Here is a 21,779-nt window from a genome sequence, read left to right on the forward strand (position 1 = left end):
CATGACTCAGCAGGTGGAGATCGGCCGGGGGAAGACCGGGCGCCGGGCGTACTCGCTTGACGAGATCGGCCTGGTGCCCTCGCGGCGCACTCGCGACCCGGAGGAGGTCTCGATCGCCTGGCAGATCGACGCCTACCGGTTCGAGCTGCCCGTGCTCGTCGCTCCTATGGACAGCGTGGTCTCCCCGGCGACCGCCATCGAGATCGGCCGGCTCGGCGGCCTGGCCCCGCTCGACCTCGAAGGGCTCTGGACGCGCTACGAGGACCCGCTGCCGCTGCTGGAGGAGTGCTCCGCCCTCGACCAGGCGGCGGCCACCAAGCGGCTGCAGGAGATCTACGCGGCGCCGATTCAGGAAGAGCTGATCGGCCGCAGGATCGAGGAGATCCGCGCCTCCGGTGTGACCACCGCCGTGCGCCTGTCGCCGCAACGCACGGTCCAATACCACAAGGCCGTGATCGACGCCGGCGTCGACATCTTCGTCATCCGCGGCACGACGGTCTCCGCCGAGCACGTGTCGGGGCGAGCCGAGCCGCTCAACCTCAAGCAGTTCATCTACGAGCTCGACGTGCCGGTCATCGTCGGCGGCTGCGCCACCTACACCGCCGCCCTCCACCTCATGCGCACCGGCGCGGCCGGCGTGCTGGTGGGCTTCGGCGGAGGCGCCTCGCACACGACACGCACGGTGCTGGGCGTGGCCGTGCCGATGGCCACCGCGATCTCCGATGTCGCCGCGGCCCGGCGCGACTACATGGACGAGTCAGGCGGGCGCTACGTGCACGTCATCGCCGACGGCGGCATGGGCACCTCCGGCGACATCGCCAAGGCCATCGCCTGCGGCGCGGACGCCGTCATGGTCGGCTCGCCGCTGGCCCGCGCCGCCGAGGCGCCCGGACACGGGTTCCACTGGGGGTCCGAGGCACACCACCCCGACCTGCCGCGCGGGCGCCGGGTCGGCTTCGGGACGGTGGGGACGCTGGAGCAGATCCTGCACGGGCCCTCCAGCGTCGCCGACGGGTCGATGAACCTCATGGGCGCGCTCAAGCGGACCATGGCGTCCACCGGCTACTCCGACATCAAGGAGTTCCAGCGGGTCGAGGTCGTGGTCGCGCCCATCCAGCGCTGAGATCCGCTACTCCGGGCCGCTCCTCCTGGTGAGGGGCGGCCCGTTTTCGTACGGTGGCGTAGGGTTTCCTGCCATGGAATCCTTGCGTGACGGCAAGATGATCAGGGCCATCAAGACCTACCGCGAGGCGACCGGAGCCTTGCTGGTCGTCGCCAAGCGCGCCGTGGAGTCCATGGCCCGCCGGCTCGAAGCCGGCGAGTAGGGGCCTCACCCGGCGGAGGCGGCGCGGGTGTAGGTCGTCAGGACGGCGCCGTTGCTGAACGTGCGGGTGCCGGTCAGGGTGAACGTGGTCGGGGCGAACCCGCCGTGGAAGGCCGGGATGCCCGCCCCCGCCACCACCGGATAGCACTTGACGATCAGCTCGTCGATCTCGGGCAGGAGCTGGGCGGCCAGGTTGCCGCCGCCGCACAGGTAGATGTTCAGGCCGTCCTCCCGCTTGAGCCGGCGTACGAGACCGAGCGGGTCGTCGGGGACGAGCTCCACGGCCGGATCGTCGATGCTCTTGATGGTGCTGGAGACGACGTACTGCCGCAGGTGCGCGTACGGGCTGGTGACGCCGGCGGCCAGCCCCGGCTCGTAGGAGCCGCGGCCCATGATGACGGTGTCGAAGGTCTTGTTCGGCGCGTCGAGGCCGACGTGGGCGCGGATGTGGGTGGGGACGGTCTCCGGGTATTCGCCGTTGAGGTAGGCCGCCATGTCGTCGGCCAGGGGATAGAAGTCGTACTCGCCCTCAGGGCCGGCGATGTAGCCGTCGATCGAGGTGGCGATGTAGTAGACGAGCTTTCGCATCCAAACCAACTCCGTTTGAAGTACTATGACTGAAGTGGTTTGACCGTAGTACTACAGATGGAGTGGTGTCAAGGTGGTCAGACAGAATGTGGCCCGGCGGGCGGCGCTGGTCGATGCCGCGATCGAGGTGCTGGCCAGGGAGGGCGCGCGCGGGCTGACGTTCAGGGCGGTGGACGCGCAGGCGCGGGTCCCCACCGGGACCGCCTCCAACTACTTCGCCAGCCGCGACGACCTGCTCACGCAGGCCGGCGGCCGGATCTACGAGCGGCTGCAGCCCGACGCGGCGACGGTGGCCGACAGCCTCAGCGGGCCGCGCGACCGCGACCGGGTCGCCGTGCTGATCCAGGAGGTGGTGGACCGGGTCTCGTCGTTCAGATCCGGCTACCTGGCCCTGCTGGAGCTGCGGCTGGAGGCCACCAGGCGGCCCGAGCTGCGCGCCGTGCTGACCGAGCACATCAGGGCCGACGTCGAGGCCAACATCCGCCACCACCTCGACTCGGGGCTGCCGGGCGACGCCGACACCGTGGTGCTGCTCTACCTGGCGATGAACTGGCTGGTCGTCGAGCGGCTCACGCTGCCCGACGTGTTCGGGGAAGAGGAGATCGCCAGGCTCGTGACCAGCGCCGTCGAGCGACTGGTGCCCTAGCATGCGGAAATGGCCGATCTTCAGCACACGCACGAGCTCGTCTACGACGGCGACCGCGTCAGCAAGCGCTACGTGGACGGCAAGCCCGGCGCCGCCGAGCGCGAGTGGCGGGCGCTGACGCTGCTGGCCGAGCACGCTCCCGGCCTGGCGCCCGAGCCGATCGCGTACGAGGACGGCGTCGTGACCATGTCGAAGATCGACGGCGCGCCGCTGCGCGGGCTGCTGGCCAGGGACGTGCACGTCGCGGCCATGGCCGCGGCCCTCACCGAGCTGCACGCCGCCGTGCCCGACCATGTCCTGCGCGCTCTGCCCGTACGGCCCTGGCAGCGCGAGGCGCTCGTCGACTGGGTGCTGCGGCGGTGCGCGGCCTGGCAACCGCGCGAGCCACTGGCCGACCGGGCCGTCAAGGAGGGGCAGCGGTGGCTGGAGAGCTGGTCGCCGGGCGAGTCGGGGGTCAGGCCCGCGTTCGGGGCGGGTGACGGCAACCTGGCGAACTTCCTGTGGGACGGCACCCGCGTGCGCGTCGTCGACTTCGAGGACTCAGGGCGCAGCGACGTGGCGTTCGAGCTGGCGGAGCTGGCCGAGCACGTGTCGATGTGGGTGGACGGGGAGGTGGAGATCGCGCGCAGGTTCGAGCTGAGCCCGCAGGAGGAGCGGCGGCTGCGGGAGTGCCGCAGGGCGCACGCGCTCACCTGGTTCTTCCTGCTCTCCCACGAGAGCCCGCGCAACCCGCCGGGGACGTTCGAGCGGCAGGTCGAACGGGTTCTCGCCATCCTGGAGTCGTGACGCCGATCTTGGGCGCGGGGCTCCCGCCTGCCGCCCAGCGCGTCGGCCGGTCAGCCTGTCAGGACGCCCAGCAGGTGCGTGACTTCGCGGGCCACCGCGTCTCGCCCCGCTTTGAGGTATTTGCGGGAGTCGACCACCCGCTCGTCGTGCGCCAGGTAGTCGCGTACGGCCCCGGTGAACGCCTTGTTCAGGTGGGTCGCGATGTTGATCTTCTTCATGCCCTGCCGTACGGCCTCGCGCAGCACGTCGTCCGGCACCCCCGACGATCCGTGCAGCACCAGCGGCACCGGCACGGCCGCCCGCAGCTCGGCGATGAGCTCCAGGTCCAGCACCGCGTCCTTGGTGGTCATGGCGTGGGAGGTGCCGACCGCCACCGCCAGCGCGTCCACGCCGGTCCTGGCCACGTAGTCGACCGCCTCGTGCGGCTTGGTCCTGGCGCCGGGCGCGTGCACGCCGTCCTTGCCCCCGACCTCGCCCAGTTCGGCCTCCACCCAGACGCCGCGCTCGTGGCACCAGGCTGCGACCTCGGCCGTGGCGGTCACGTTCGCCTCGTCGGGCAGGGCCGATGCGTCGTACATGACCGAGCCCAGGCCCAGCCCGACCGCCTCCTCGACGAGCGCGCGGTCGGTGGCGTGGTCGAGGTGCACGGCCACCGGGACGTCGGCGCTCCTGGCCACGGCGAGGCAGGCGAGCGCGATCGGCTCCAGGGCGCCGTGGTAACGCACGCAGTTCTCGCTGATCTGCAGCACGACCGGCAGCGCGAGTGCCTCGGCGCCGGTGACGATCGCGGTGGCGTGCTCCAGCTGGATCACGTTGAACGCGCCCACCCCAGCGGGTGACTGGCTGACGATGTCGCCGATGCTGGCGAGGGGCATGGATGGCTCCTTACGTGATGATGATCTGGGGGTGTATGTCGGCGTACACGTCGGGGTCGAAGTCGCCGGCCACGGGTGTGGCCACGGCCGCCGCGCCGAGCGCGGCGGCGCGCCTGAGCCGGTCCGGCCAGGGATCCGCCTCGACCAGGCCCAGCGCCAGCCCGGCCACCAGCGAGTCGCCCGCTCCCGTGGGGTTGCCGCGCACGGTGTACGGCATCCGTGCCCTGAACGTACCCTCACCGGTCACGGCCAGCAGCCCATCGGCGCCCATGGACACGACCACGGCCTGCGCGCCCTGCCCGCGCAGCGCCCTCGCGCCCTCGGCGGGGCCGCCGCCGGGCACCGCCCTGGCCAGTTCCTCCGCGTTGGGCTTGACGATGGCGGGCCGGCCCTTCGGGGCGTGGCGCAGGGGGTCGCCGTCGGCGTCCACGATGGCGGGCACGCCCTTGCCGTCCGCGACCGCGGCCAGGGTCGCGTAGGTGTCGGCAGGGACGCCGCGCGGCAGGCTGCCCGAGAGCACCACGGCGTCGGCGGCGTCGAGCAGCGACTCGAAGTGCCGCAGGAACCCGGCCAGCTCCACGGCCGTCACCTCGGGCCCGGGCTCGTTGAACAGCGCAGTCCGCGAGCTGTCATCGGCGGCTCCTGGCCCGCCGGGGGCGGGCGCGGCTCCTGGCCCGCCGGGGGCGGGCGGTGTCGTTCCCGGGGCGGGGAGGTCGGAGACCGTCAGGGTGGTGCGGGAGTCGCCGGCGATGGGGTGGAGTGCGGCGGGCAAGCCCGCCGCACGCAGGTCGGCCTCGACCGCCTCCCCGGTGGGCCCGCCCGCCAGGCCCGTGACCAGCACGTCGCGGCTGAGCGCCGCCAGCACCCTGGCCACGTTGACCCCCTTGCCGCCCGCCCGCCGGTGCACGGCGCTGACCCGGTTGACCCCGTCCCAGTCGACACCGGGCACCTGATAGGTCACGTCGAGCGCGAGGTTGAGCGTCACCGTGAGGATCATTCAGGGCTCCGTGATCCAGAGGCCGTCCTTCATCACGCCGTCCACCTCCAGGGAATCCGACAACACCACCAGGTCGGCCGCCTTGCCGACGGCGATCGAGCCGATCCGGTCGGCCAGGCCCAGCACGCGCGCGGGCGTGAGCGAGGCCACCTGAACCGCGTCGGGCAGCGACATGCCCACCTCTTGGACGCCGCGCCGGAAGGCCACGTCCATGGTGAGCGTAGAGCCGGCGATCGAGCCGCCCTCGGCCAGGCGCGCCACGCCGTCGCGCACGTGCACCCGCATCGAGCCCAGGGCGTAGTCGCCGTCGCCGAGGCCGGTGGCCGACATCGCGTCCGTGATCAGTACGGTCCTGCCGGGCCCGGCCACCTCGTACGCCAGCCGCAGCATGGCCGCATGGACGTGCACCCCGTCGTTGACCAGCTCGACCGTCACCCGTTCGTCGTCGAGCAGCGCCGCCACGGGCCCGGGGGCGCGGTGGCCGAGCGGCGGCATCGCGTTGTACAGGTGGGTGGCCACGGTGGCGCCGGCCTCGATGCCCTCGATCGTCTTGTCGTAGTCGGCGTCGCTGTGGCCGATGGCGGCGATGACGCCCTCGGCCACGGCCGTTCTGATCGTGTCAAGCGCGCCGGGCAGCTCGGGCGCGATGGTCAGCATGCGGATGTGGCCGCGCCCGGCCTTGACCAGCCCGGTCAGCTCCTGCGGCGACGGCTCGCGCAGCAGCGCGGGATCGTGCGCCCCGCAGCGCGCCATGGAGATGTAGGGGCCCTCCAGATGGATGCCGGCCAGCAACCCCTCTTCGCACAGCTCGGCCAGCGACGCCGCTGCCCTGGTCAGGCCCTCGATCGAGTCGGTGACCAGGCTGCCCACGGTGGTGGTGGTGCCGTGGCGGCGGTGCAGCGCCACGGCGTCACGCGCCTTGTCCTGCTCGCCGGTGGGGAAAGAGCCGCCCGCGCCTCCGTGGTTGTGCAGGTCGACGAAGCCGGGCACGACGTGCCGCCCGCCCACACTGAGGCCCGAACCCGGGGCGGATCCGTGGCCGACATGCGTGATGCGGCCGTCTTCTATGGTCAGCCACCCCTCGTGCACTCCCTCGGGGGTCACGATCCTGGCGTCGGCAAGAGTAAGGCTCATGGAGAAAGGATCACAGATCGCGTGAGGTGCATGGGCTCGTCGGGGTCGAGCCCGCGCGCGAAGGCCCGCGCCACGGCCACCCGCTGGGCGCGGATCAGCTCGGCCATCGGGTCGAGCGTGCTCTCGAAGAACGTCGCGCCGGTGGCCTCGACCTGCTCCCGCAGCCCCTCAGGGGCGGCGCCGAGCATCCACGTCACGCGCCCGGGCGCGGCGATGCTGATCGGGCCGTGCCGGTATTCCATCGCCGGGTACGCCTCCGTCCACGAGCGGGACGCCTCGCGCATCTTCAGCGCGGCCTCCTGGGCCAGGCCCACCGACCAGCCGGTGCCGAGGAAGCTGAACTGCTCGGCGTCGACCAGCTCGGCGGGCAACGGCGCGGCCACCGCCTCCTCGGCGTCGGCGACCGCCCGGGTCAGGTCCTCGCCCAGGCCGGCGCGGAGCATGGCGAGCTGCGTAGTGGCGAACCTGGTCTGCACGACCGAGCGCTCGTCGGCGTAGTCGAGCACGACGACCTCGTCGGCGGCCGACATGATCGGCGTGCCGGGGTCGGCCGTGATGGCCGTGGACCTGGTGGAGGTCTCGGCCAGCAGGTCGAGGACCTCGGTCGTGGTGCCCGAGCGCGACAGAGCCAGGATGCGGTCGTAGCGGCGGCCGGTGGGGAACTCCGAGGCGGCGAACGCGTCGGTCTCGCCGTGCCCGGCCTGCTCGCGCAGCACCGCGTACGCCATCGCGACGAACCACGACGTGCCGCAGCCGACGACGGCGACCCGCTCACCCGGCCGCGGGAGCGCGTCGGCGGGAACACCGGCGACGGCGCGGCGCCAGCACGACGGCTGGGACGCGATCTCGGCCTCGGTGTGGCTGGTCACCGCTTACCTCCGCGAGATTGATTGTTTCTGCTTTTTTTATATCAGGAGAGAGCAGAAATGAACACCGATAGCCCTGGCGTCCCAGCTTGTGTCACGCTTGCTCCTGACCTCGTCCCTCAGGGAGGCCTACGTGTCCCGCTACGACCGCTGGAACGCCATCCTCGAACTGCTGGCGCAGGAGGGAAGGCTGTCGGTGGAGGAGGCCGCCCAGGCGCTCGACGTCTCCACGGCGACGATCAGGCGGGACTTCGACCAGCTCGCCCAGCAGCAGATGCTCATGCGCACGCGCGGCGGCGCCGTCGCCCAGAGCGTGAGCTACGACCTGCCGCTGCGCTACAAGACGGCCAGGCACGCCGACGAGAAACACCGCATCGCCGCCGCCGCGGCCGAACTGGTGACGCCGGGGGCGGTGATCGGGCTCAACGGCGGCACGACCACCTCCGAGCTGGCGCGCGTCCTCGCCACCCGGTCCACCCTGGAGAGCGGCTTCACGATCGTCACGAACGCGCTCAACATCGCCGCCGAGCTCACCGTCCGGCAGCACGTCAAGATCGTGGTCACCGGCGGGGTGGCCAGGCAGCAGTCCTACGAGCTCATCGGGCCACTGGCCGGCGGCGTGCTGGAGCAGGTGACGCTCGACGTGGCCTTCCTGGGCGTGGACGCGCTCGACGTCTCGCTGGGCGCCTCGGCCCACCACGAGGGCGAGGCCAGCGTCAACAACCTGCTGATCAGCCGGGCCGCCCAGGTCGTGGTGGTGGCCGACTCCTCCAAGGTGGGCAAGCGGGCCTTCTCCCGGATCTGCCCGATCGCCAGGATCGACACGCTCGTCACCGACGCCCAGCTGTCCGACACGCTGGCGAACGAGCTGGCGGACGCCGGGGTGAAGGTGATCAGAGCCTGAGTGGCCCTCGGACGTGTTCCGTTACGCCAGGGGCTGATCGGCCCTCGCGTTACTGGTCCGGCTTCGGGCGGGTAGGTACTGGGACGCAAGGCGACAATGCCGTGTCAGGGGGAGTTATGACGTCGGGAAGAAGCGCGGCCCGGCTCGGGCCCGCCGAGCGGGCCGAGGCGCTGGAGCGCATGACGGCCGAGGAGCTCGACGTGGTCGTGGTCGGCGGCGGCGTCGTGGGCGCGGGCATCGCGCTCGACGCGGCCACCCGCGGCCTCGACGTGGGTCTGGTCGAGGCCCGTGACTTCGCCTCCGGCACGTCTTCGCGCTCGTCCAAGCTCATCCACGGCGGCCTGCGCTACCTGGAGCAGCTCAACTTCGAGCTCGTCCGCGAGGCGCTCCAGGAGCGGGCACTGCTGCTCCAGCGCATCGCGCCCCACCTGGTCAGGCCGGTGCCGTTCCTGTTCCCGCTGACCCACTACGCCTGGGAGCGCCCCTACGTGGGCGCGGGCGTGGCGCTCTACGACACGCTGGGCTTCGCGACCGGCGTGACCAGGGGCGTGCCAGGCCACCGCCACCTGTCCAGGTCGCGGGCGCTGCGGCTGTCTCCCGCGCTGAAGAAGTCCGCCTTCACCGGTGCCATCCAATACTGGGACGCCCAGGTCGACGACGCCCGCTACGTGATGACCATCCTGCGCACGGCGGTCACCTACGGCGCGCACGTCATGCCGAGGGCGCAGGTCGTGGGATTCCTGCGCGAGGGCGAGCGGGTCACCGGCGTGCGCGTGCGCGACCTGGAGTCCGCCGAGGAGTTCGAGGTGCGGGCCCGGCAGGTCGTCAACGCCACCGGGGTGTGGACCGACGACATCCAGGAGCTGGTCGGCGGGCGCGGCCAGATCCACGTCCGCGCCTCCAAGGGCATCCACCTCGTCGTGCCGCGCGACCGCATCCACTCGCTGACCGGCATCATCCTGCGCACGGAGAAGTCCGTGCTCTTCGTGATCCCGTGGGGCCGACACTGGATCGTCGGCACCACCGACACGGAGTGGACGCTCGACAAGAGCCATCCCGCCGCCTCTCGCACCGACATCGACTACCTGCTCGACCACGTCAACGCCGTGCTGTCGGTGCCGCTCAGCCGTGACGACGTCGAGGGCGTCTACGCGGGGCTGCGACCGCTGCTGTCGGGCGAGTCCGACGAGACCTCGAAGCTGTCGAGGGAGCACGTGGTGGCCCATCCCGTGCCGGGGCTGGTGATGATCGCCGGCGGCAAATACACGACCTACCGGGTGATGGCCAAGGACGCGGTCGACGCCGTGGCCCACGGCCTCGACCAGCGGGTGCCGCGATCGTGCACCGACCGCATCCCGCTCGTGGGCGCCGAGGGCTACCAGGCGCTGTGGAACTCCAGGCATCGCATCGCCCACGAATCCGGGCTGCACGTGGCCAGGATCGAGCACCTGCTCCAGCGCTACGGCTCGCTGATCGACGAGCTGCTGAGCCTGATCGACGACGATCCGTCGCTGGGCCGGCCGCTGTCCGGGGCCGACGACTACCTGCGGGCCGAGATCGTCTACGCCGCCACCCACGAGGGCGCCCGTCACCTCAACGACGTGCTGACCCGCCGCACGCGCATCTCCATCGAGACCTTCCACCGCGGGGTGGCGGTGGCCCAGGAGGCCGCAGAGCTGCTGGCCGGGCCGCTCGGCTGGGACGGCGAGCAGGTCAAGAGAGAGGTCGAGTACTACACGAAGCGGGTCGAGGCCGAGCGGCGCTCGCAGGAGCAGGACTCCGACCACGAGGCCGACGCGATCCGGCTGGGCGCCCCTGAGATCGTCCCCGTCGTCGCACCGGAGCCGATGTGACCTGATCCGGCCTGATCCGACCCGGCAAGTGCTTCCCGGGGAGGGGCGGCCCGCGGCGCTGCGGGGTCCGCGGACCGCCCATTCCAGGATGGTTCTCCGGTCAGTTCACGACGGGGGGTAGCGCGTCGCGTCGTGCACGTCGAGCAGCGGCTCCTTGACGCCGTCGCCCGAGTCGTCGGTCCAGTTGCCGTTGCCGGTCGAGATCAGCGCGCTGCGCACCGCCAGCGATCCCGTCCGGTTGGTCGGCTTGTTGGCGCCCGAGGTGAGCAGGCCGGCCGCGCCCGCCACGTGCGGGCTGGCCATCGAGGTGCCGCTGATCGTGGCGTAGCCGCCACGCATGTAGGTCGAGTAGATGCAGGTGCCGGGCGCGGTGATCTCCACGGTCGAGCCGAAGTTCGAGTAGAACGCGGACGTGTCGTCCAGGTCGGTCTCGCTGCGGCAGGACAGCGTGCTGCCTCCGGTTCCGCCGGCCAGGCCGTCGTTGTCGGTCAGCGCCGAGACGGTGACCACGTCGGGGTGGTTGGCCGGGAAGAAGCCCGAGGTGTTGGCGTGGCTGTTGCCCGCGGCCACCACGACGACGATGCCGGCGTTGACCGCGTTCGTGATCGCCGTGCTGATCGCGCTGCTCGAACAGCCGCTGCAGCCCAGGCTCAGGTTGATCACCTCGATGGTGGACGCGCGCGCCACCACCCAGTTGAGGCCCGCGGCGATGCCGGACAGGGTGCCGGAGCCGGCCGCGTTGAGCACCTTGACGCCGTGGATGCGGGCGCCGGGCGCGACGCCCACCGGGCCGATGGTGTTGTCGAGGGCGCCGACCGTGCCCGCGACGTGCGAGCCGTGGCCGTTGTCGTCCACGCCCGAGTTGTTGACGCAGACGCCGGTCTGGCAGTTGGCCCGCGCGACCACGTTCAGGTCGGGGTGGGTGTTGTCGACGCCGGTGTCCACGACGGCCACGTCAACGTCGATGCGGACGTCGTCGACCCCGTCGATGTCCAGGTTGGGGTTGTTCGGGCCGAAGATGCGGCGGACGCCGGTGGGCACGGTCTGGACGAACGCCTTGACCTCGGCGTCGGGCTCCACGCTGAGCACGTTCGGGTTCTGCTTGAGCTTCTCGGCGGCCGCCGCGCTCAGGCGGGCGGTGTAGCCCTTGAACGCGTGCTCGTACACGCCGACGAGCTCGCCGCCGGCCTGTGACACCTGGTCGGTCGCGACGCCGTGGGGGGCGCGCATCGCGGGGTTGAGCTGGACGATGTACGTGCCGTCCGGAGCCGCTGTGGCGGCAGAGACCGGGAGCGGCGCGGCGAGTAACGCCAGCGCGCTGACGAGCGATGCGAGCAGGGGGGTGCGTGTTCGCATGGCAGCGTGGGCCCCTTTCTGGGGTCGTGGACCGCGAGTCCGCCCTGACGCGGACCCCTGGTCCGACATGACTGTGTTAGTAAAGCTTTCATCAGATGTCGGGATATGTCCATAAAAAAGGTGCCGATTCGCTACGAATCGGCACCCATTGATTGCTTAACGGAGTGGGATCCAGGATTGTGCGGCGAGCGTGGTCATGTCGTTGACCTGCACGCCCTCGTACGAAAGCGTCCACAGCGAGTCGCCGATGATCAGTGAGCGCTGGATCCCCGGCTGGTAGGCGTAACCGCCCTCCTGACGCTGCGTCGGATGTTTGATCATGCCGACTTTCCGCACGCCCGAGTCCTCGATCTTGAGCACGAGCGCGCCCGACTCCTCCATTTGCGTCAGCGGGATCACCGACAGGCCGGTCTTCGGCCAGTACAGGAACGCGTGCGGGTCCCACTCGGCCCCCGAGCCCGAGTCCTTCTGGAACAGCTGCGACAGCCGGCGCGGGCCGGCCGGGTCGCTGACGTCGAACAGCGAGACCTGTGTGCCGAGTGTCCTGCCCTTCTCGCTGGCCTCCTGGCCGATGCCGATCAGCCGGCCCTCGGCGCCGGGATGCAGGTACGCCGAGTAGCCCGTGATCTTCAGCTCACCGGTCACCTTGGGCGCCGCCGGGTCGCGCAGGTCCAGCGTGTAGAGCGGGTCAACCTGGCGGAACGTGACGCAGTAGCCGACCGGGCCGATGAACCTGACCGAGTAGATGCGCTCGCCCTTGCCCAGGCCGCCGACCTCGCCGACCTTGGCCATGGTGTCCGACTTGAGCACGTAGACGGCGCTGGAACTGGACTTGCCGTCGCCGGGGTCGCGGGTGGTGGCGATGCGGAGGTGGCCGTCGTACTCGGAGAGCGCGTACTGGTTCAGCAGGCGGCCCGGCACCTTGCCCGAGGCCACGTAGGCGGGCGCGCCCGGGGCGGTGATGTCGAACCGGTGCACCTCGGTCTCCTCGGGCGGCGCCGTGGGCGTCGGCACCGGCTCGGTGGACGCGGCGGTACTGGGCTCGTCCGGGGCGGGCGTCGAGGTACTGGGCGCGGTGGTGCTGGGTGCGGGGGTGCTGGGCGTGGAGGTGCTGGGCTTCGGGGAGACGGGGACGCTGGGGTCGGTCGGGGTGGGCTCCTCGGCCGGAGCGATCGGGGAGTCAGCCGGGGTCGAGTCTGCCGGGGTCGAAGCCGTCGCGGGCGGGGTGGTGGCGGGGGAAGGGGGCTCCTCGATCGGCAGCGGGCGTACGGGGAACCACCAGCGCGGGTTGCTGGCCACGTACAGGCTCTGCCCGGTCCCGTAGACGATGTCGCCGTCGGCGGCCAGCACGATCGGGTCGGTGCCCGCCGCCGTGACGCCCTGAGCCAGGTCGATGGTGTGCACGGTCAGCATCGAGGTGCCGGTGTAGTCGGCCGGATGGCTGACCCGCTCGCACGGGACGGTGCTCTTGGTGACGGCGCCGGACGCGTCCGTGATCTCGATCTTCGGCAGCCACGCCTCCGCCGGCGCCTGCCGGATCGCGGCCTGGTTCGCCTTGAGGCGCTCGGCCTCGGTGGCCTCGCCCTTGGGCTCGGGGAAGGTGACGTCCGGCTGGCTGCGGGTGACGAGCCGCACGGTGGAGCCGACCATCCTGGCGTCCACGTACGAGCCCTGCGGCTTGATCGTGCTCAGCACCTTGGGCTCGCCCGACAGGTCGACCACCACGTAGCGGGTGTCGCTGGGCGGCCCCATGGGCCTGGCCGTCTTGTACATGATGTCGCCGCCGCGCATGAGCACCAGCGCGCGGTCCCCGGAGATCAGCAGGTCGGACGGGATGCCGGGGCCGTCGTGCTCGGTCAGCTTGAGCGACGAGGTGATCTTCCTGGTGGCCGTGTTGATGATCCGCAGGGTGCCGTCGGTGACCGTGATGACCCGGTTGCCGTCGGTCTTGACCAGGTCGGGCTCGTCCACGCCGGATTCGTGCACGTTCGTGGTGGAGTGGTCGGGCGCCGACTTCCCCTGGGGCACGCTCCTCCTGGCGTCCTCGGCGATGGCCATCATGGGCATGGCGCCGCCGAACCCGTACGGGCTGACGTTCTTGCCGGCCTGCTCGCGCAGGCCGGCCAGCAGGTCGTCACAGCTGCTGTAGGCCACCAGACGGACGGCGCCGAGGTCCGCCCGCACGGGCGGCGGGTTCCTGGTCCCTCCCGTCGAGGAGGTGCAGGCGGCCGTGACCGCCGCGAGTGCCGCGGCGGTCACTGCCGTGCGGATCATCGTCTTCATGCCCTCATCACGGCTGCGCGGCCGGGATGGTTCAGGAGCCCCTGCTCAGGTTGAAGGTGAAGGCGGGGCTGAAGTTGAGCTTGTCGGGCACTTCGAGCATCTTGCGGATCAGCTTGCCGTTGAAGTCGACGACCTGGATCTCGTCGTCGGTCGCGTTGTCCTGCTCCCAGCAGAACAGGTGCTCCTCGTCGTAGAAGCCGAGGACCTTGTCGCAGTCGGAGACGAACTTCTGCAGGCGCTCGCCGGTGGCGGTGTCCCAGACGCAGTGGTCGCCGTCGCCGCCGCCGGGGCAGTTGGTGACGAACGCCTTGCCGGAGGGGGAGAAGATGTCCTGCGTGCCGGCGGACAGCGTGCCGATGCCCTTCAGGGTGCGGGTGGCCTTGCCCTCGGTGTCGAAGAAGCGCAGGTCGAGGTTCTTCTCGTCGCCGGTGACGTTGACCGTGCCCTTGTCGTCGCCGTCGAAACCGAAGGCGGTCTGCCGGATGGAGGTGTCGGAGACGTTGACCACGTCGGCGGACTCGCTGGACACCTCGATGACGACGAAGCCCAGGTAGAGCCAGTCGTCGCCGCTCTTCTTCTCGATGTTCAGCAAGATCCTGGAGCCGTCTTTCGACCAGCCCCTGATGCTGCTGATCAGCGGCTCTTTGACGGTCTTGACCGTGGTGCGCCGGTTGTTGCGCCGGTCGGTGATGACGATGAAGTCGTAGTCGTCGGAGCTGTAGCTCCTGCCCCTGGAGGCCAGCAGGTGGCCGTCGGGGGAGACCATCGACTCCCAGTTCTCCTCATATTTCTTGAACGTTCCGCGCAACGACCCTCTGGCGTAGTCGATCCAGTCGTCGCCCTTCTGGATCTCGTACGAGGTCAGCACGATGGCGTCGCCGGGGTTCTCGTAGAGGGAGATCGACCCGCCGGGGAGGATCCGTCTGGTGCCGGTACGCGGCACCCCCACCTGCGTGGCCGAAGGGCTCGGCGCCCGGGTCGTGCTCCTCGTCCTGGACGGGGAGGCCGACGTGGTGGGGCCGGCCAGTGAGGACTTGTCGATCTGGATGACCACGACCACGCCGGCGAGCAGCAGCAGCGCGACGGCCACCGTGATGCCGGCGACCAGCGGGCCCTTGCTCTTGCGCGGCGGCTGGGGGTAGCCGCCCTGCTGGGCGCCGTACGTCGGCACGTGCTGGGGGTGGCGGCCGGAGACCGTCGGCGAGGGAGGACCGTATGGAACGCCGGAGGGGGGCCCGTACGAAAGTCCGGACGGGGGCCCGTACGGGGGTCCTGAGGGCGGCCCCTGATGGCCGTACGAGGCGCTGGACGGCACCCCCTGGTGGCTGTGAGGGCCGCCGGACGGCGGGCCCTGGTAGCTGTGCGGCCCGTTCGAGGGCGGCCCCTGGGGGCCGCTGGAGGGCGGGAAGTGGGCCTCGGCCGCGCCCTGTGCCAGCATGCCGTTGTTGGCCGCCGGCTGGTGCAGCAGCCGCATGATGACCTGCTCGGCCGTGGGCCGCTGCGCCGGGTCCTTGGCCAGGCAGGCGACCACGACGTCACGCAGCGGGCCCTCCTCCAGCGCGCCCAGGTCGGGCTGCTGGTTGAGCACCCGGTTGATCACCGCGGGCATGGTGTCGCTGCCGAACGGCGCCCGCCCCGAGGCGGCGAAGACCATCGCGCTGCCCCACGAGAACATGTCCGCGGCCGGCCCGACGGTGCTTCCCATGATCTGCTCGGGCGGCATGTACGACGGCGTGCCCACGACCGTGCCGCTGATCGTGGCGGTGGCGTTGAGCGCCCGCGCGATGCCGAAGTCGATCACCCGCGGCCCGTCGGTGCCGATGATCACGTTGGCGGGCTTGAAGTCGCGGTGCACGATGCCGGCCTGGTGGATGGCCGCCAGGGCGGTGGCCGTGCCGATGGCCAGCCGGTGCAGGACGGAGCCGGTGCGCGGCCCCTCCTCCTGCACCACCCGGTGTAAGGAGGGGCCCTCGATGAACTCGCTGACGATGTACGGCCGGTCCTGCTCCACCCCTGTGCCCAGCACGGCGGCGGTGCAGAACGGCGCCACCTGCTGGGCCACCTGGACCTCGCGCAGGAACCTCTCCACGCTCACCTGGTCACCGGACAGGTCGGGCCGCAGCCACTTGACCGCCACGTTGGCGCCAGAATGATCTTTGGCGAGGTAGACGACGCCTTGACCGCCCTCGCCGAGCCGGCCGAGAAGCTCCATGCCCCCGAGCCGCTGTGGATCTCCGGATCGGAGCGGAGCGAAGGATGCCATGTAGGGATTCTGGCCCCCGCGCGGGCTTCCGCAAAAACTACCCGTGGGTAGGGTAACCGAATATCCTTCTGCCATGAAGGTGACGTCCACTGGTAGGACAAGGCCCATCATCGCCCCATTTACCGGCGAAACCCTCGCTGAGCTGCCCATTTCGGATGCCGAGGACGTACGGGTGGCGTACGAGCGAGCCAGGACCGCCCAGCTCGACTGGGCCGGCAGATCGGCCGCGGAAAGGGCGAGACCGTTCCTGCTCCTGCACGACGCGATCCTCGACCGCAGGGACGAGATCCTCGACATCGTCCAGAACGAGACAGGCAAGGCCCGCAAGCACGCCTTCGAGGAGGTGCTCGACGTCGCGGGCTGCAGCCTCTACTACGCCCGCCGCGCGCCCCGCCTGCTCGCCCCGCGCGCCCGCAAGGGCATTTTCCCTATGGCCACCCGCGTGACGGAGCTGCGCCGGCCCAAGGGCGTGGTCGCGCTGATCACCCCGTGGAACTACCCGCTCGCGCTGGGCGTCACCGACGCGCTGCCCGCGCTGCTGGCCGGCAACGCGATCGTGCACAAGCCGGACACCCAGACCGCCCTGTCCACGCTCTGGACCATCGACCTGCTGGCCGAGCTGGGCCTGCCGCGCGAGATCTGGCAGGTCGTGCTCGGCGAGCCGGCCGAGATCGGCGACGCGCTGCTCGACCACGCCGACTACGTGGGCTTCACCGGCTCCACCCGGGGCGGCAGGAAGATCGCCGAGGAGGCGGCCAAGCGGCTCATCGGCTGCTCGCTGGAGCTCGGCGGCAAGAACCCCATGCTGGTGCTGGAGGACGCCGCCCTCGACGTGGCCGTCCAGGGCGCGCTGCGCGCCTGCTTCACCAACGCCGGCCAGCTCTGCCTGTCGATCGAGCGCCTCTACGCGCACGAGTCCGTCTTCGACGCCTTCGCCGAGCGCTTCGCCGCCCAGGCCGCGGCGCTCAAGCTGGGCGCCGGCCATGACTGGTCGGTGCAGATGGGCTCGCTCACCTCGCGCCGCCAGCTCGACGCGGTCGCCGCGCACGTGGACGACGCCGTGGCCAAGGGCGCGAAGGTGCTGACCGGCGGCCGGGCCAGGCCCGACCTCGGCCCGCTGTTCTACGAGCCGACCGTGCTCACCGGCGTGCACGACGGCATGGATCTGTGCCGGGGCGAGACGTTCGGCCCCGTGGTGGCGCTCTACCCGTTCGCCACCGACGACGAGGCGGTCGAGCTGGCCAACGACACCGCCTACGGCCTGAACGCGTCCATCTGGAGCTCCGACCTGCCGCGCGCCCGCCGCCTGGCCGCCCGGATCAAGGCCGGCACGGTCAACATCAACGAGGGGTACGCCTCCGCGTACGCCTCCTACGACGTCCCCATGGGCGGGATGAAGGCGTCGGGGCTCGGGCGCAGGCACGGCGCCGAGGGGCTGCTGCGCTACACCGAGGTCCAGGCCGTGGCCTCGCAGGCGGGCTGGCTGGGGTTCGAGCCGCCGTCGGGGATGACGTACGAGAAGTGGGCCGGCCTGCTGGCGGGCACGCTCAAGGCGATGCGCCGGGCCAGGCTCAAATAGCGGATTGTCTACGCTGTAAACGTGAACGAACAGGGGACGGCCGCGCGCATCGTCGCCGTGGCCGAGCGCATCCTGCGCGACGAAGGGGCCGACGCGGTCAGCATGCGGCGCGTCGGGCAGGCCGTGGGGGTCACCGCCATGGCCATCTACCGGCACTACCCCAGCAGGGAGGCGCTGCTGCGCGCCGTCGCCGACCGCGGCGCCCGCGCCCTGGCCGAGCGGTGGATCAGGCACGCGCCCTCAGGCGGGCTGGAGGAGCGCGTCTCGGCGGCGCTCGACGGCTTCCTCGACTTCGCGCTCGGCGACCCGCACCTGTACCGGTTCCTGATCCTGGACGCGTGGGCGGGGGCGCGGCGCTTCCCCGAGGACTTCCGCGACGGGCAGGGGCCGCCGTTCAGCGTCCTCACGGGGCTGGTGGAAGAGGGCATGCGGACGGGTCTCCTGCGCGAGGACGACCCGCTGGAGGTCGCGATGACGGTCACCTCGTCGGTCCAGGGGCTGGTGCAGCAGTACCTGAGCGGCCGCATCGGCATGGACGAGGCCGACTTCCGCGCACTCTGCCACCGGGCCACGTGGCGGGTGGTCAACGGGCTGCGAGCGAAAACGGAGGCATGATGGAGATTCGATACGCGGGAGGCCCCACGGCCGTGCTGGAGCTCGGCGGGGTGCGGCTGCTGACCGACCCCACGTTCGACGGGCCCGGCGAGTACCCGATCGGCGCTCGCGCGCTCACGAAGACGCGGGGGCCCGCGTTCGGGGCGGACGAGGTGGGGCCGGTGGACGCGGTGCTGCTCTCGCACGACCAGCATCCGGACAACCTCGACCGGGCCGGCCGGGCCTACCTGTCCACCGTGCCGCTGGTCCTGTCGACCGGCTCGGCCGCCGCTCGGGTCGGCGAGCCCGTACGGGCCCTGCCCAACTGGACATCCGTGGACGTCGGCCCCGTACGGGTGACCGGCGTGCCGGCGCAGCACGGGCCCGACGGGACCGAGCACCTGGTGGGGGAGGTGACCGGGTTCGTGCTCTCCGGCGACGGGCTGCCGACCGTGTACGTGAGCGGCGACAACGCCTCGCTCGACGTCGTACGGTCCGTGGCGGAGCGCGTCGGGGAGGTGGACGTGGCGCTGCTGTTCATGGGCGGGGCCAGGACGCCGCTGGTGGACGGTTACCTGACGCTGACGAGCGAGGACGGGGTGAGCGCCGCGCGCGTTCTCGGCGCCCGTCACGTCGTGCCGCTGCACTTCGAGCACTGGGCGCACTTCACGCAGGGCAGAGAGAGCGTCATGAAGGCGTTCGCGTCGTTCGGGGACGGGCTGCGGTTGCTCGCGCCCGGCGAGCGTACGGAGGTGTGAGATCGGCCCGTGCAAGGGCTTCCTGTGTGAGGGCGGCTCGGGTGAGGGCGGCCCAGCGTCCGGCCGGCCGGATGGACGGCTCGGGAGGGTCAGCTCAGGGGGTGGGTGACCCAGACGTTCGGCTCCACGTAGACGGCGTGGTCGTGCTCCGGGTCGCAGTGGACGGGGTTGAGCGCGCCCGGCACCTCGACCGGTCCCGGCCGGTCGAACGGCAGGCCCGTCCAGCCGCGCCACTCCGCCAGCGTGCCCGGCACGACCATCGAGCGCGGCGCCACCTTGACGATCCGGCCGCCGGCCCGTACGTGCACGCGCAGCCAGGGGTCGAAGGGCAGGCCGTCGGGGCGGGTCCTGAAGGCGTACTCGGCCATGGGGGTGTGGGGTTCGAGGTGCTTGTGGTTGGGGCGTACCGGCGCGACCAGCTCGCTGTGGCCCAGGCGGGCGGCGTGCTCGCGCATCGCGGCCACCATGAGGGCGGACAGGCCGTGGCCGAGCAGGTCGCGGCGGACGGTGATCTCCAGGGCCGAGATCGCGTCGGGGCGCAGGCCGTGCTCACGGGCCCGCCGGCCGGAGCGGATCACGCCGTCCCAGCCGTCGTCGGGCAGCGCGTCCGTGCCGGCCACGTACGGGATCATGCAGGCCCGCGCCACCAGCCGGCCCGGCTCGGCGGAGTCGTCGGCCACCAGCACGTAGTCCTGGTAGACCGTCGTGACGAGGCCGTAGAACAGGTCCGCGAACGGGTCGTTCAGCACGAACTCGTGCCACGTGTGGTCCATGTCCCACAACGCCGACGCGAACTGCGGGCGTTCTCCGAGCGTCGTGATCCGCAGGGCCATGGCATGATCTTGGCATTCCAGGGGAGGCCGCGCACGCCCTTATTCGCGCTAAAGCGCGAAATATCCGTACTTAGTGGTTAAGGCGGCGTGCGCTAGCGTCGGCGGCATGACAGAACTTGACGCCAGGCTGCGTGCCGTCGCCGACCTGATCGTCGCCGAGGCGCGCGAGGGCGGCGGCAGGCACGAGTACGACGGCCAGATCCAGGACCTGTCGCCCGAGGGCGTACGCACCGGGCTGGCGCGGCTCGGCGAGGGGCCCGCGCCGGACGACGAGCACGACGCCAGGCACCTGCGCGTGTTCGAGGAGAGCCTGCGCACCCAGTTCGCCGAGCTGGAGCTGCACCGCAAGAACCCGCTGATCCACCTGTCCAACCTCGACCTGGCCGGCTACGACCGCGACTACGGCTCGGCCGAGGATCGCGCGGCGGCCAAGGCGGCCCACCTCGCGCTCTGGCCCGAGGCCGTCGACCAGGCGGTCGCGTCCCTCGATCAGATCCCCGCCCCCGTCGCGAAGTCCCTGATCGGGGCGGCGAAGGGGCTGGCTGCGGGCATCGACGACGAGGCCGCGCTCAAGGCGCACGCCCGGCTGGTCGCCCACATCGAGCGGGCCACCACCGAGGGCGACCCCGACGCGGCGCTCGGCGGCCAGGCGCTGGCCCGGCTGATGGGCACCGGCGAGGGGCTGCCGGTCGATCTCGGCAGGCTGGCCGAGCGCGCCGACGCGGAGCGGGACCGGCTGACGGCGCTGCTCACCGAGTCCTGCGCCAAGCTGGGGCAGAGCGGCAGGCCGCCCCTCGACGTCGTACGCGAACTGGTCAAGGACCACCCCGACGCCGACGGCGTGATCGAGGCCGCGCGGATCGGCACGGAGCAGGCCATCGCGTTCACCCGCGAGAAGGACCTCGTGCCCTACCACGACGGCGAATGCCTGGTCGGGCTGGCGCCGGAGTCACGCCGCTGGGCGATGGCCATGATGGCGTGGAACTCGCCCGGCGAGCCCGAGGGCCCGTCCTGGTACTACATCACGCCGCCCGAGCCGTCCTGGCCCGAGCAGGACCAGGCCGAGTGGCTGGAGGTCTTCAGCAGCACCACGCTGCCGGCGATCAACGTGCACGAGGTCGCCCCCGGGCACTTCTCGCACGCCAGGGCGCTGCGGCGGGCGCCGTCCGAGGTGCGCAGGCTGCTGCAGTCGATGGCGTTCATCGAGGGCTGGGCGCACTACGCCGAGGAACTGTGCGTCGAGGAGGGGTTCGCGCCGGACGACCCCCGTTTCGAGATCGGCGTGTGGGTGGAGGCGCTCATCCGGGTCACCCGGCTGGCCTGCGCGATCGGCGTGCACACCGGTCAGATGACGGTCGAGGACGGCGCGCGGCGCTTCGAGTCCGACACGCATCTCGCCGGTCCCGCGGCGCTGTCGGAGGCCAGGCGGGCCTCGTTCGACCCGACGTACGGGCGCTACACCTGGGGCAAGTTGATGATCATGGACCTGCGGGAGCGGGCGAAGGCCGAGTGGGGCGCCGGGTTCAGCCTCCAGCGCTTCCACAAGGCGCTGTTCGATCTCGGCTCGCCGCCCCTGGGCCTGATCGACGCGATCCTTTGACCTCCTCCCCGGCTTGAAGGCCGAGGATTCTCCCGTCGCGTCGCGGTTGAGCGGCGCGCGGGGGTTGACGCTTCGCAGACCGGGTGAGGCTGAGGTCTCCACGTCCTGACACCGCAGGCCCTGCGGCGTTGTTGATGTTGATCGCGGCGTTGGTGTCGGCATGGCCGACCCACCCGCACACGGGATTGACGCAGGCGAACACGGTGCCGTTGCGGCTGGCCGGGTCGCGGTGCCCGCACCGGTGGCAGGTCTGTGAGGTACCCGGCGCGGGAACCTTCACGACCTGCCCGCCCCGGTCGGCGCTCTTGTATTCGAGCAGGGTGACGGTCCGGCCCCACGCCTGGCCGCTGATCGACCGGTTCAGGCCCGCCTTCTGGGCGACGTTCCTGCCAGGGGCCTGGATCGTGCCCTTGGCGGATGTGATCATGTTGAGGATGGCGAGTTTCTCCACCTTGATCACAGCGAACGTGCCGGCGAGTTCGGTGGTGGTCTGGTGCTGCCAGTCGACGGCTCTGCGCTTGGCTTTCGCGCGGAGCCGGG

At 71.3% G+C, this 21,779-nt stretch carries 20 protein-coding genes; 10 read left to right on the top strand and 10 right to left on the bottom strand.

The window, feature by feature from the left end; translation table 11 throughout:
* Position 1: 1 nt before the first annotated feature.
* Together AB0C28_RS44745 and AB0C28_RS44750 are read left to right on the top strand one after the other, a co-directional pair.
* Complete coding sequence (locus tag AB0C28_RS44745) at positions 2–1,123, top strand: GuaB3 family IMP dehydrogenase-related protein (protein ID WP_346110096.1); 1,122 nt, start codon at positions 2–4, stop codon at positions 1,121–1,123.
* A gap of 73 nt (positions 1,124–1,196) precedes the next feature.
* Entirely contained in the window at positions 1,197–1,325 is a 129-nt protein-coding gene (locus AB0C28_RS44750) for a hypothetical protein (protein ID WP_357862482.1), read from the top strand.
* 5 nt (positions 1,326–1,330) lie between these two features.
* Here AB0C28_RS44750 and AB0C28_RS44755 read toward each other — a convergent pair whose 3' ends face one another.
* On the bottom strand, positions 1,331–1,912 hold the full coding sequence (locus AB0C28_RS44755) for a dihydrofolate reductase family protein (RefSeq protein ID WP_357862481.1): 582 nt from the start codon (positions 1,910–1,912) through the stop codon (positions 1,331–1,333).
* Positions 1,913–1,985: 73 nt separating this feature from the next.
* Between AB0C28_RS44755 and AB0C28_RS44760 the strand changes: the two genes are divergently transcribed.
* Positions 1,986–2,558: a TetR family transcriptional regulator gene (locus AB0C28_RS44760; RefSeq protein ID WP_357862479.1), complete on the top strand. Its 573-nt coding sequence runs from the start codon at positions 1,986–1,988 to the stop codon at positions 2,556–2,558.
* 9 nt (positions 2,559–2,567) lie between these two features.
* Positions 2,568–3,344 carry an aminoglycoside phosphotransferase family protein gene (locus tag AB0C28_RS44765; RefSeq protein ID WP_357862477.1) on the top strand — a complete coding sequence of 259 codons (777 nt, stop codon included), beginning with the start codon at positions 2,568–2,570 and terminating at the stop codon, positions 3,342–3,344.
* A 50-nt stretch (positions 3,345–3,394) separates the two neighbouring features.
* Here the strand turns inward: AB0C28_RS44765 and AB0C28_RS44770 are convergent, their stop codons facing one another.
* The 4 genes from AB0C28_RS44770 to AB0C28_RS44785 are packed head-to-tail and all read right to left on the bottom strand — an operon-like array spanning position 3,395 to position 7,219.
* Positions 3,395–4,219 carry a class II fructose-bisphosphate aldolase gene (locus AB0C28_RS44770; RefSeq protein WP_357862475.1) on the bottom strand — a complete coding sequence of 275 codons (825 nt, stop codon included), beginning with the start codon at positions 4,217–4,219 and terminating at the stop codon, positions 3,395–3,397.
* Positions 4,220–4,229: 10 nt separating this feature from the next.
* Positions 4,230–5,216, bottom strand: coding sequence for a 1-phosphofructokinase family hexose kinase (locus tag AB0C28_RS44775; RefSeq protein WP_358081948.1), 987 nt, complete (start codon positions 5,214–5,216; stop codon positions 4,230–4,232).
* Positions 5,217–6,350: an N-acetylglucosamine-6-phosphate deacetylase gene (nagA, locus tag AB0C28_RS44780; RefSeq protein ID WP_357862471.1), complete on the bottom strand. Its 1,134-nt coding sequence runs from the start codon at positions 6,348–6,350 to the stop codon at positions 5,217–5,219.
* Complete coding sequence (locus tag AB0C28_RS44785) at positions 6,347–7,219, bottom strand: sugar isomerase (protein WP_358081951.1); 873 nt, start codon at positions 7,217–7,219, stop codon at positions 6,347–6,349. Before AB0C28_RS44785 ends, nagA begins: the two co-directional genes overlap by 4 nt.
* A gap of 130 nt (positions 7,220–7,349) precedes the next feature.
* On the opposite strand from AB0C28_RS44785, the gene AB0C28_RS44790 reads away from it, so the two are divergent.
* The gene (locus tag AB0C28_RS44790; protein ID WP_346110105.1) at positions 7,350–8,120 is read left to right on the top strand and encodes a DeoR/GlpR family DNA-binding transcription regulator; all 771 of its coding nucleotides are present in this window, start codon (positions 7,350–7,352) and stop codon (positions 8,118–8,120) included.
* 116 nt (positions 8,121–8,236) lie between these two features.
* Positions 8,237–9,973: a glycerol-3-phosphate dehydrogenase/oxidase gene (locus AB0C28_RS44795; RefSeq protein WP_357862467.1), complete on the top strand. Its 1,737-nt coding sequence runs from the start codon at positions 8,237–8,239 to the stop codon at positions 9,971–9,973.
* A 105-nt stretch (positions 9,974–10,078) separates the two neighbouring features.
* On the opposite strand, the gene AB0C28_RS44800 is transcribed toward AB0C28_RS44795, so the two are convergent.
* The 3 genes from AB0C28_RS44800 to AB0C28_RS44810 form a co-directional block, all read right to left on the bottom strand.
* Complete coding sequence (locus AB0C28_RS44800) at positions 10,079–11,329, bottom strand: S8 family serine peptidase (RefSeq protein ID WP_357862465.1); 1,251 nt, start codon at positions 11,327–11,329, stop codon at positions 10,079–10,081.
* 156 nt (positions 11,330–11,485) lie between these two features.
* On the bottom strand, positions 11,486–13,612 hold the full coding sequence (locus AB0C28_RS44805) for a beta-propeller domain-containing protein (protein WP_357862463.1): 2,127 nt from the start codon (positions 13,610–13,612) through the stop codon (positions 11,486–11,488).
* A gap of 31 nt (positions 13,613–13,643) precedes the next feature.
* A complete protein-coding gene (locus AB0C28_RS44810; protein ID WP_358081954.1) occupies positions 13,644–15,875 on the bottom strand; it encodes a protein kinase in 2,232 nt (743 codons plus the stop codon).
* A gap of 73 nt (positions 15,876–15,948) precedes the next feature.
* Between AB0C28_RS44810 and AB0C28_RS44815 the strand changes: the two genes are divergently transcribed.
* The 3 genes from AB0C28_RS44815 to AB0C28_RS44825 are packed head-to-tail and all read left to right on the top strand — an operon-like array spanning position 15,949 to position 18,806.
* Positions 15,949–17,454 carry a succinic semialdehyde dehydrogenase gene (locus tag AB0C28_RS44815; protein ID WP_358081957.1) on the top strand — a complete coding sequence of 502 codons (1,506 nt, stop codon included), beginning with the start codon at positions 15,949–15,951 and terminating at the stop codon, positions 17,452–17,454.
* Positions 17,455–17,475: 21 nt separating this feature from the next.
* On the top strand, positions 17,476–18,069 hold the full coding sequence (locus tag AB0C28_RS44820; protein ID WP_357862457.1) for a TetR/AcrR family transcriptional regulator: 594 nt from the start codon (positions 17,476–17,478) through the stop codon (positions 18,067–18,069).
* The gene (locus AB0C28_RS44825; protein ID WP_358081959.1) at positions 18,066–18,806 is read left to right on the top strand and encodes an MBL fold metallo-hydrolase; all 741 of its coding nucleotides are present in this window, start codon (positions 18,066–18,068) and stop codon (positions 18,804–18,806) included. The genes AB0C28_RS44820 and AB0C28_RS44825 overlap by 4 nt, the downstream gene beginning before the upstream one ends.
* An 89-nt stretch (positions 18,807–18,895) precedes the next feature.
* On the opposite strand, the gene AB0C28_RS44830 is transcribed toward AB0C28_RS44825, so the two are convergent.
* Entirely contained in the window at positions 18,896–19,639 is a 744-nt protein-coding gene (locus AB0C28_RS44830) for an N-acetyltransferase (RefSeq protein ID WP_358081962.1), read from the bottom strand.
* Between the two features lie 106 nt (positions 19,640–19,745).
* On the opposite strand from AB0C28_RS44830, the gene AB0C28_RS44835 reads away from it, so the two are divergent.
* A complete protein-coding gene (locus AB0C28_RS44835; protein WP_357862452.1) occupies positions 19,746–21,239 on the top strand; it encodes a DUF885 family protein in 1,494 nt (497 codons plus the stop codon).
* On the opposite strand, the gene AB0C28_RS44840 is transcribed toward AB0C28_RS44835, so the two are convergent.
* On the bottom strand, positions 21,163–21,779 hold a 617-nt coding region (locus tag AB0C28_RS44840), incomplete at its 5' end, for a transposase (protein WP_358081965.1). The two genes, AB0C28_RS44835 and AB0C28_RS44840, sit on opposite strands and share 77 nt — an antisense overlap.

It is taken from the genome of Nonomuraea sp. NPDC048892 (assembly GCF_040649735.1).
In the GTDB taxonomy this organism is placed as follows: Bacteria; Actinomycetota; Actinomycetes; order Streptosporangiales; family Streptosporangiaceae; genus Nonomuraea; species Nonomuraea maheshkhaliensis.

Excerpts from the sequence above, each read along its gene's own strand:
- nagA (WP_357862471.1), bottom strand. The coding sequence starts at position 6,350 with ATGAGCCTTACTCTTGCCGACGCCAGGATCGTGACCCCCGAGGGAGTG.
- AB0C28_RS44800 (WP_357862465.1), bottom strand. The coding sequence starts at position 11,329 with ATGCGAACACGCACCCCCCTGCTCGCATCGCTCGTCAGCGCGCTGGCG.
- AB0C28_RS44815 (WP_358081957.1), top strand. The coding sequence starts at position 15,949 with ATGAAGGTGACGTCCACTGGTAGGACAAGGCCCATCATCGCCCCATTT.
- AB0C28_RS44830 (WP_358081962.1), bottom strand. The coding sequence starts at position 19,639 with ATGGCCCTGCGGATCACGACGCTCGGAGAACGCCCGCAGTTCGCGTCG.
- AB0C28_RS44765 (WP_357862477.1), top strand. The coding sequence starts at position 2,568 with ATGGCCGATCTTCAGCACACGCACGAGCTCGTCTACGACGGCGACCGC.
- AB0C28_RS44825 (WP_358081959.1), top strand. The coding sequence starts at position 18,066 with ATGATGGAGATTCGATACGCGGGAGGCCCCACGGCCGTGCTGGAGCTC.
- AB0C28_RS44835 (WP_357862452.1), top strand. The coding sequence starts at position 19,746 with ATGACAGAACTTGACGCCAGGCTGCGTGCCGTCGCCGACCTGATCGTC.
- AB0C28_RS44755 (WP_357862481.1), bottom strand. The coding sequence starts at position 1,912 with ATGCGAAAGCTCGTCTACTACATCGCCACCTCGATCGACGGCTACATC.
- AB0C28_RS44750 (WP_357862482.1), top strand. The coding sequence starts at position 1,197 with ATGGAATCCTTGCGTGACGGCAAGATGATCAGGGCCATCAAGACCTAC.
- AB0C28_RS44805 (WP_357862463.1), bottom strand. The coding sequence starts at position 13,612 with ATGAAGACGATGATCCGCACGGCAGTGACCGCCGCGGCACTCGCGGCG.
- AB0C28_RS44770 (WP_357862475.1), bottom strand. The coding sequence starts at position 4,219 with ATGCCCCTCGCCAGCATCGGCGACATCGTCAGCCAGTCACCCGCTGGG.
- AB0C28_RS44775 (WP_358081948.1), bottom strand. The coding sequence starts at position 5,216 with ATGATCCTCACGGTGACGCTCAACCTCGCGCTCGACGTGACCTATCAG.
- AB0C28_RS44745 (WP_346110096.1), top strand. The coding sequence starts at position 2 with ATGACTCAGCAGGTGGAGATCGGCCGGGGGAAGACCGGGCGCCGGGCG.
- AB0C28_RS44795 (WP_357862467.1), top strand. The coding sequence starts at position 8,237 with ATGACGTCGGGAAGAAGCGCGGCCCGGCTCGGGCCCGCCGAGCGGGCC.
- AB0C28_RS44810 (WP_358081954.1), bottom strand. The coding sequence starts at position 15,875 with ATGGCATCCTTCGCTCCGCTCCGATCCGGAGATCCACAGCGGCTCGGG.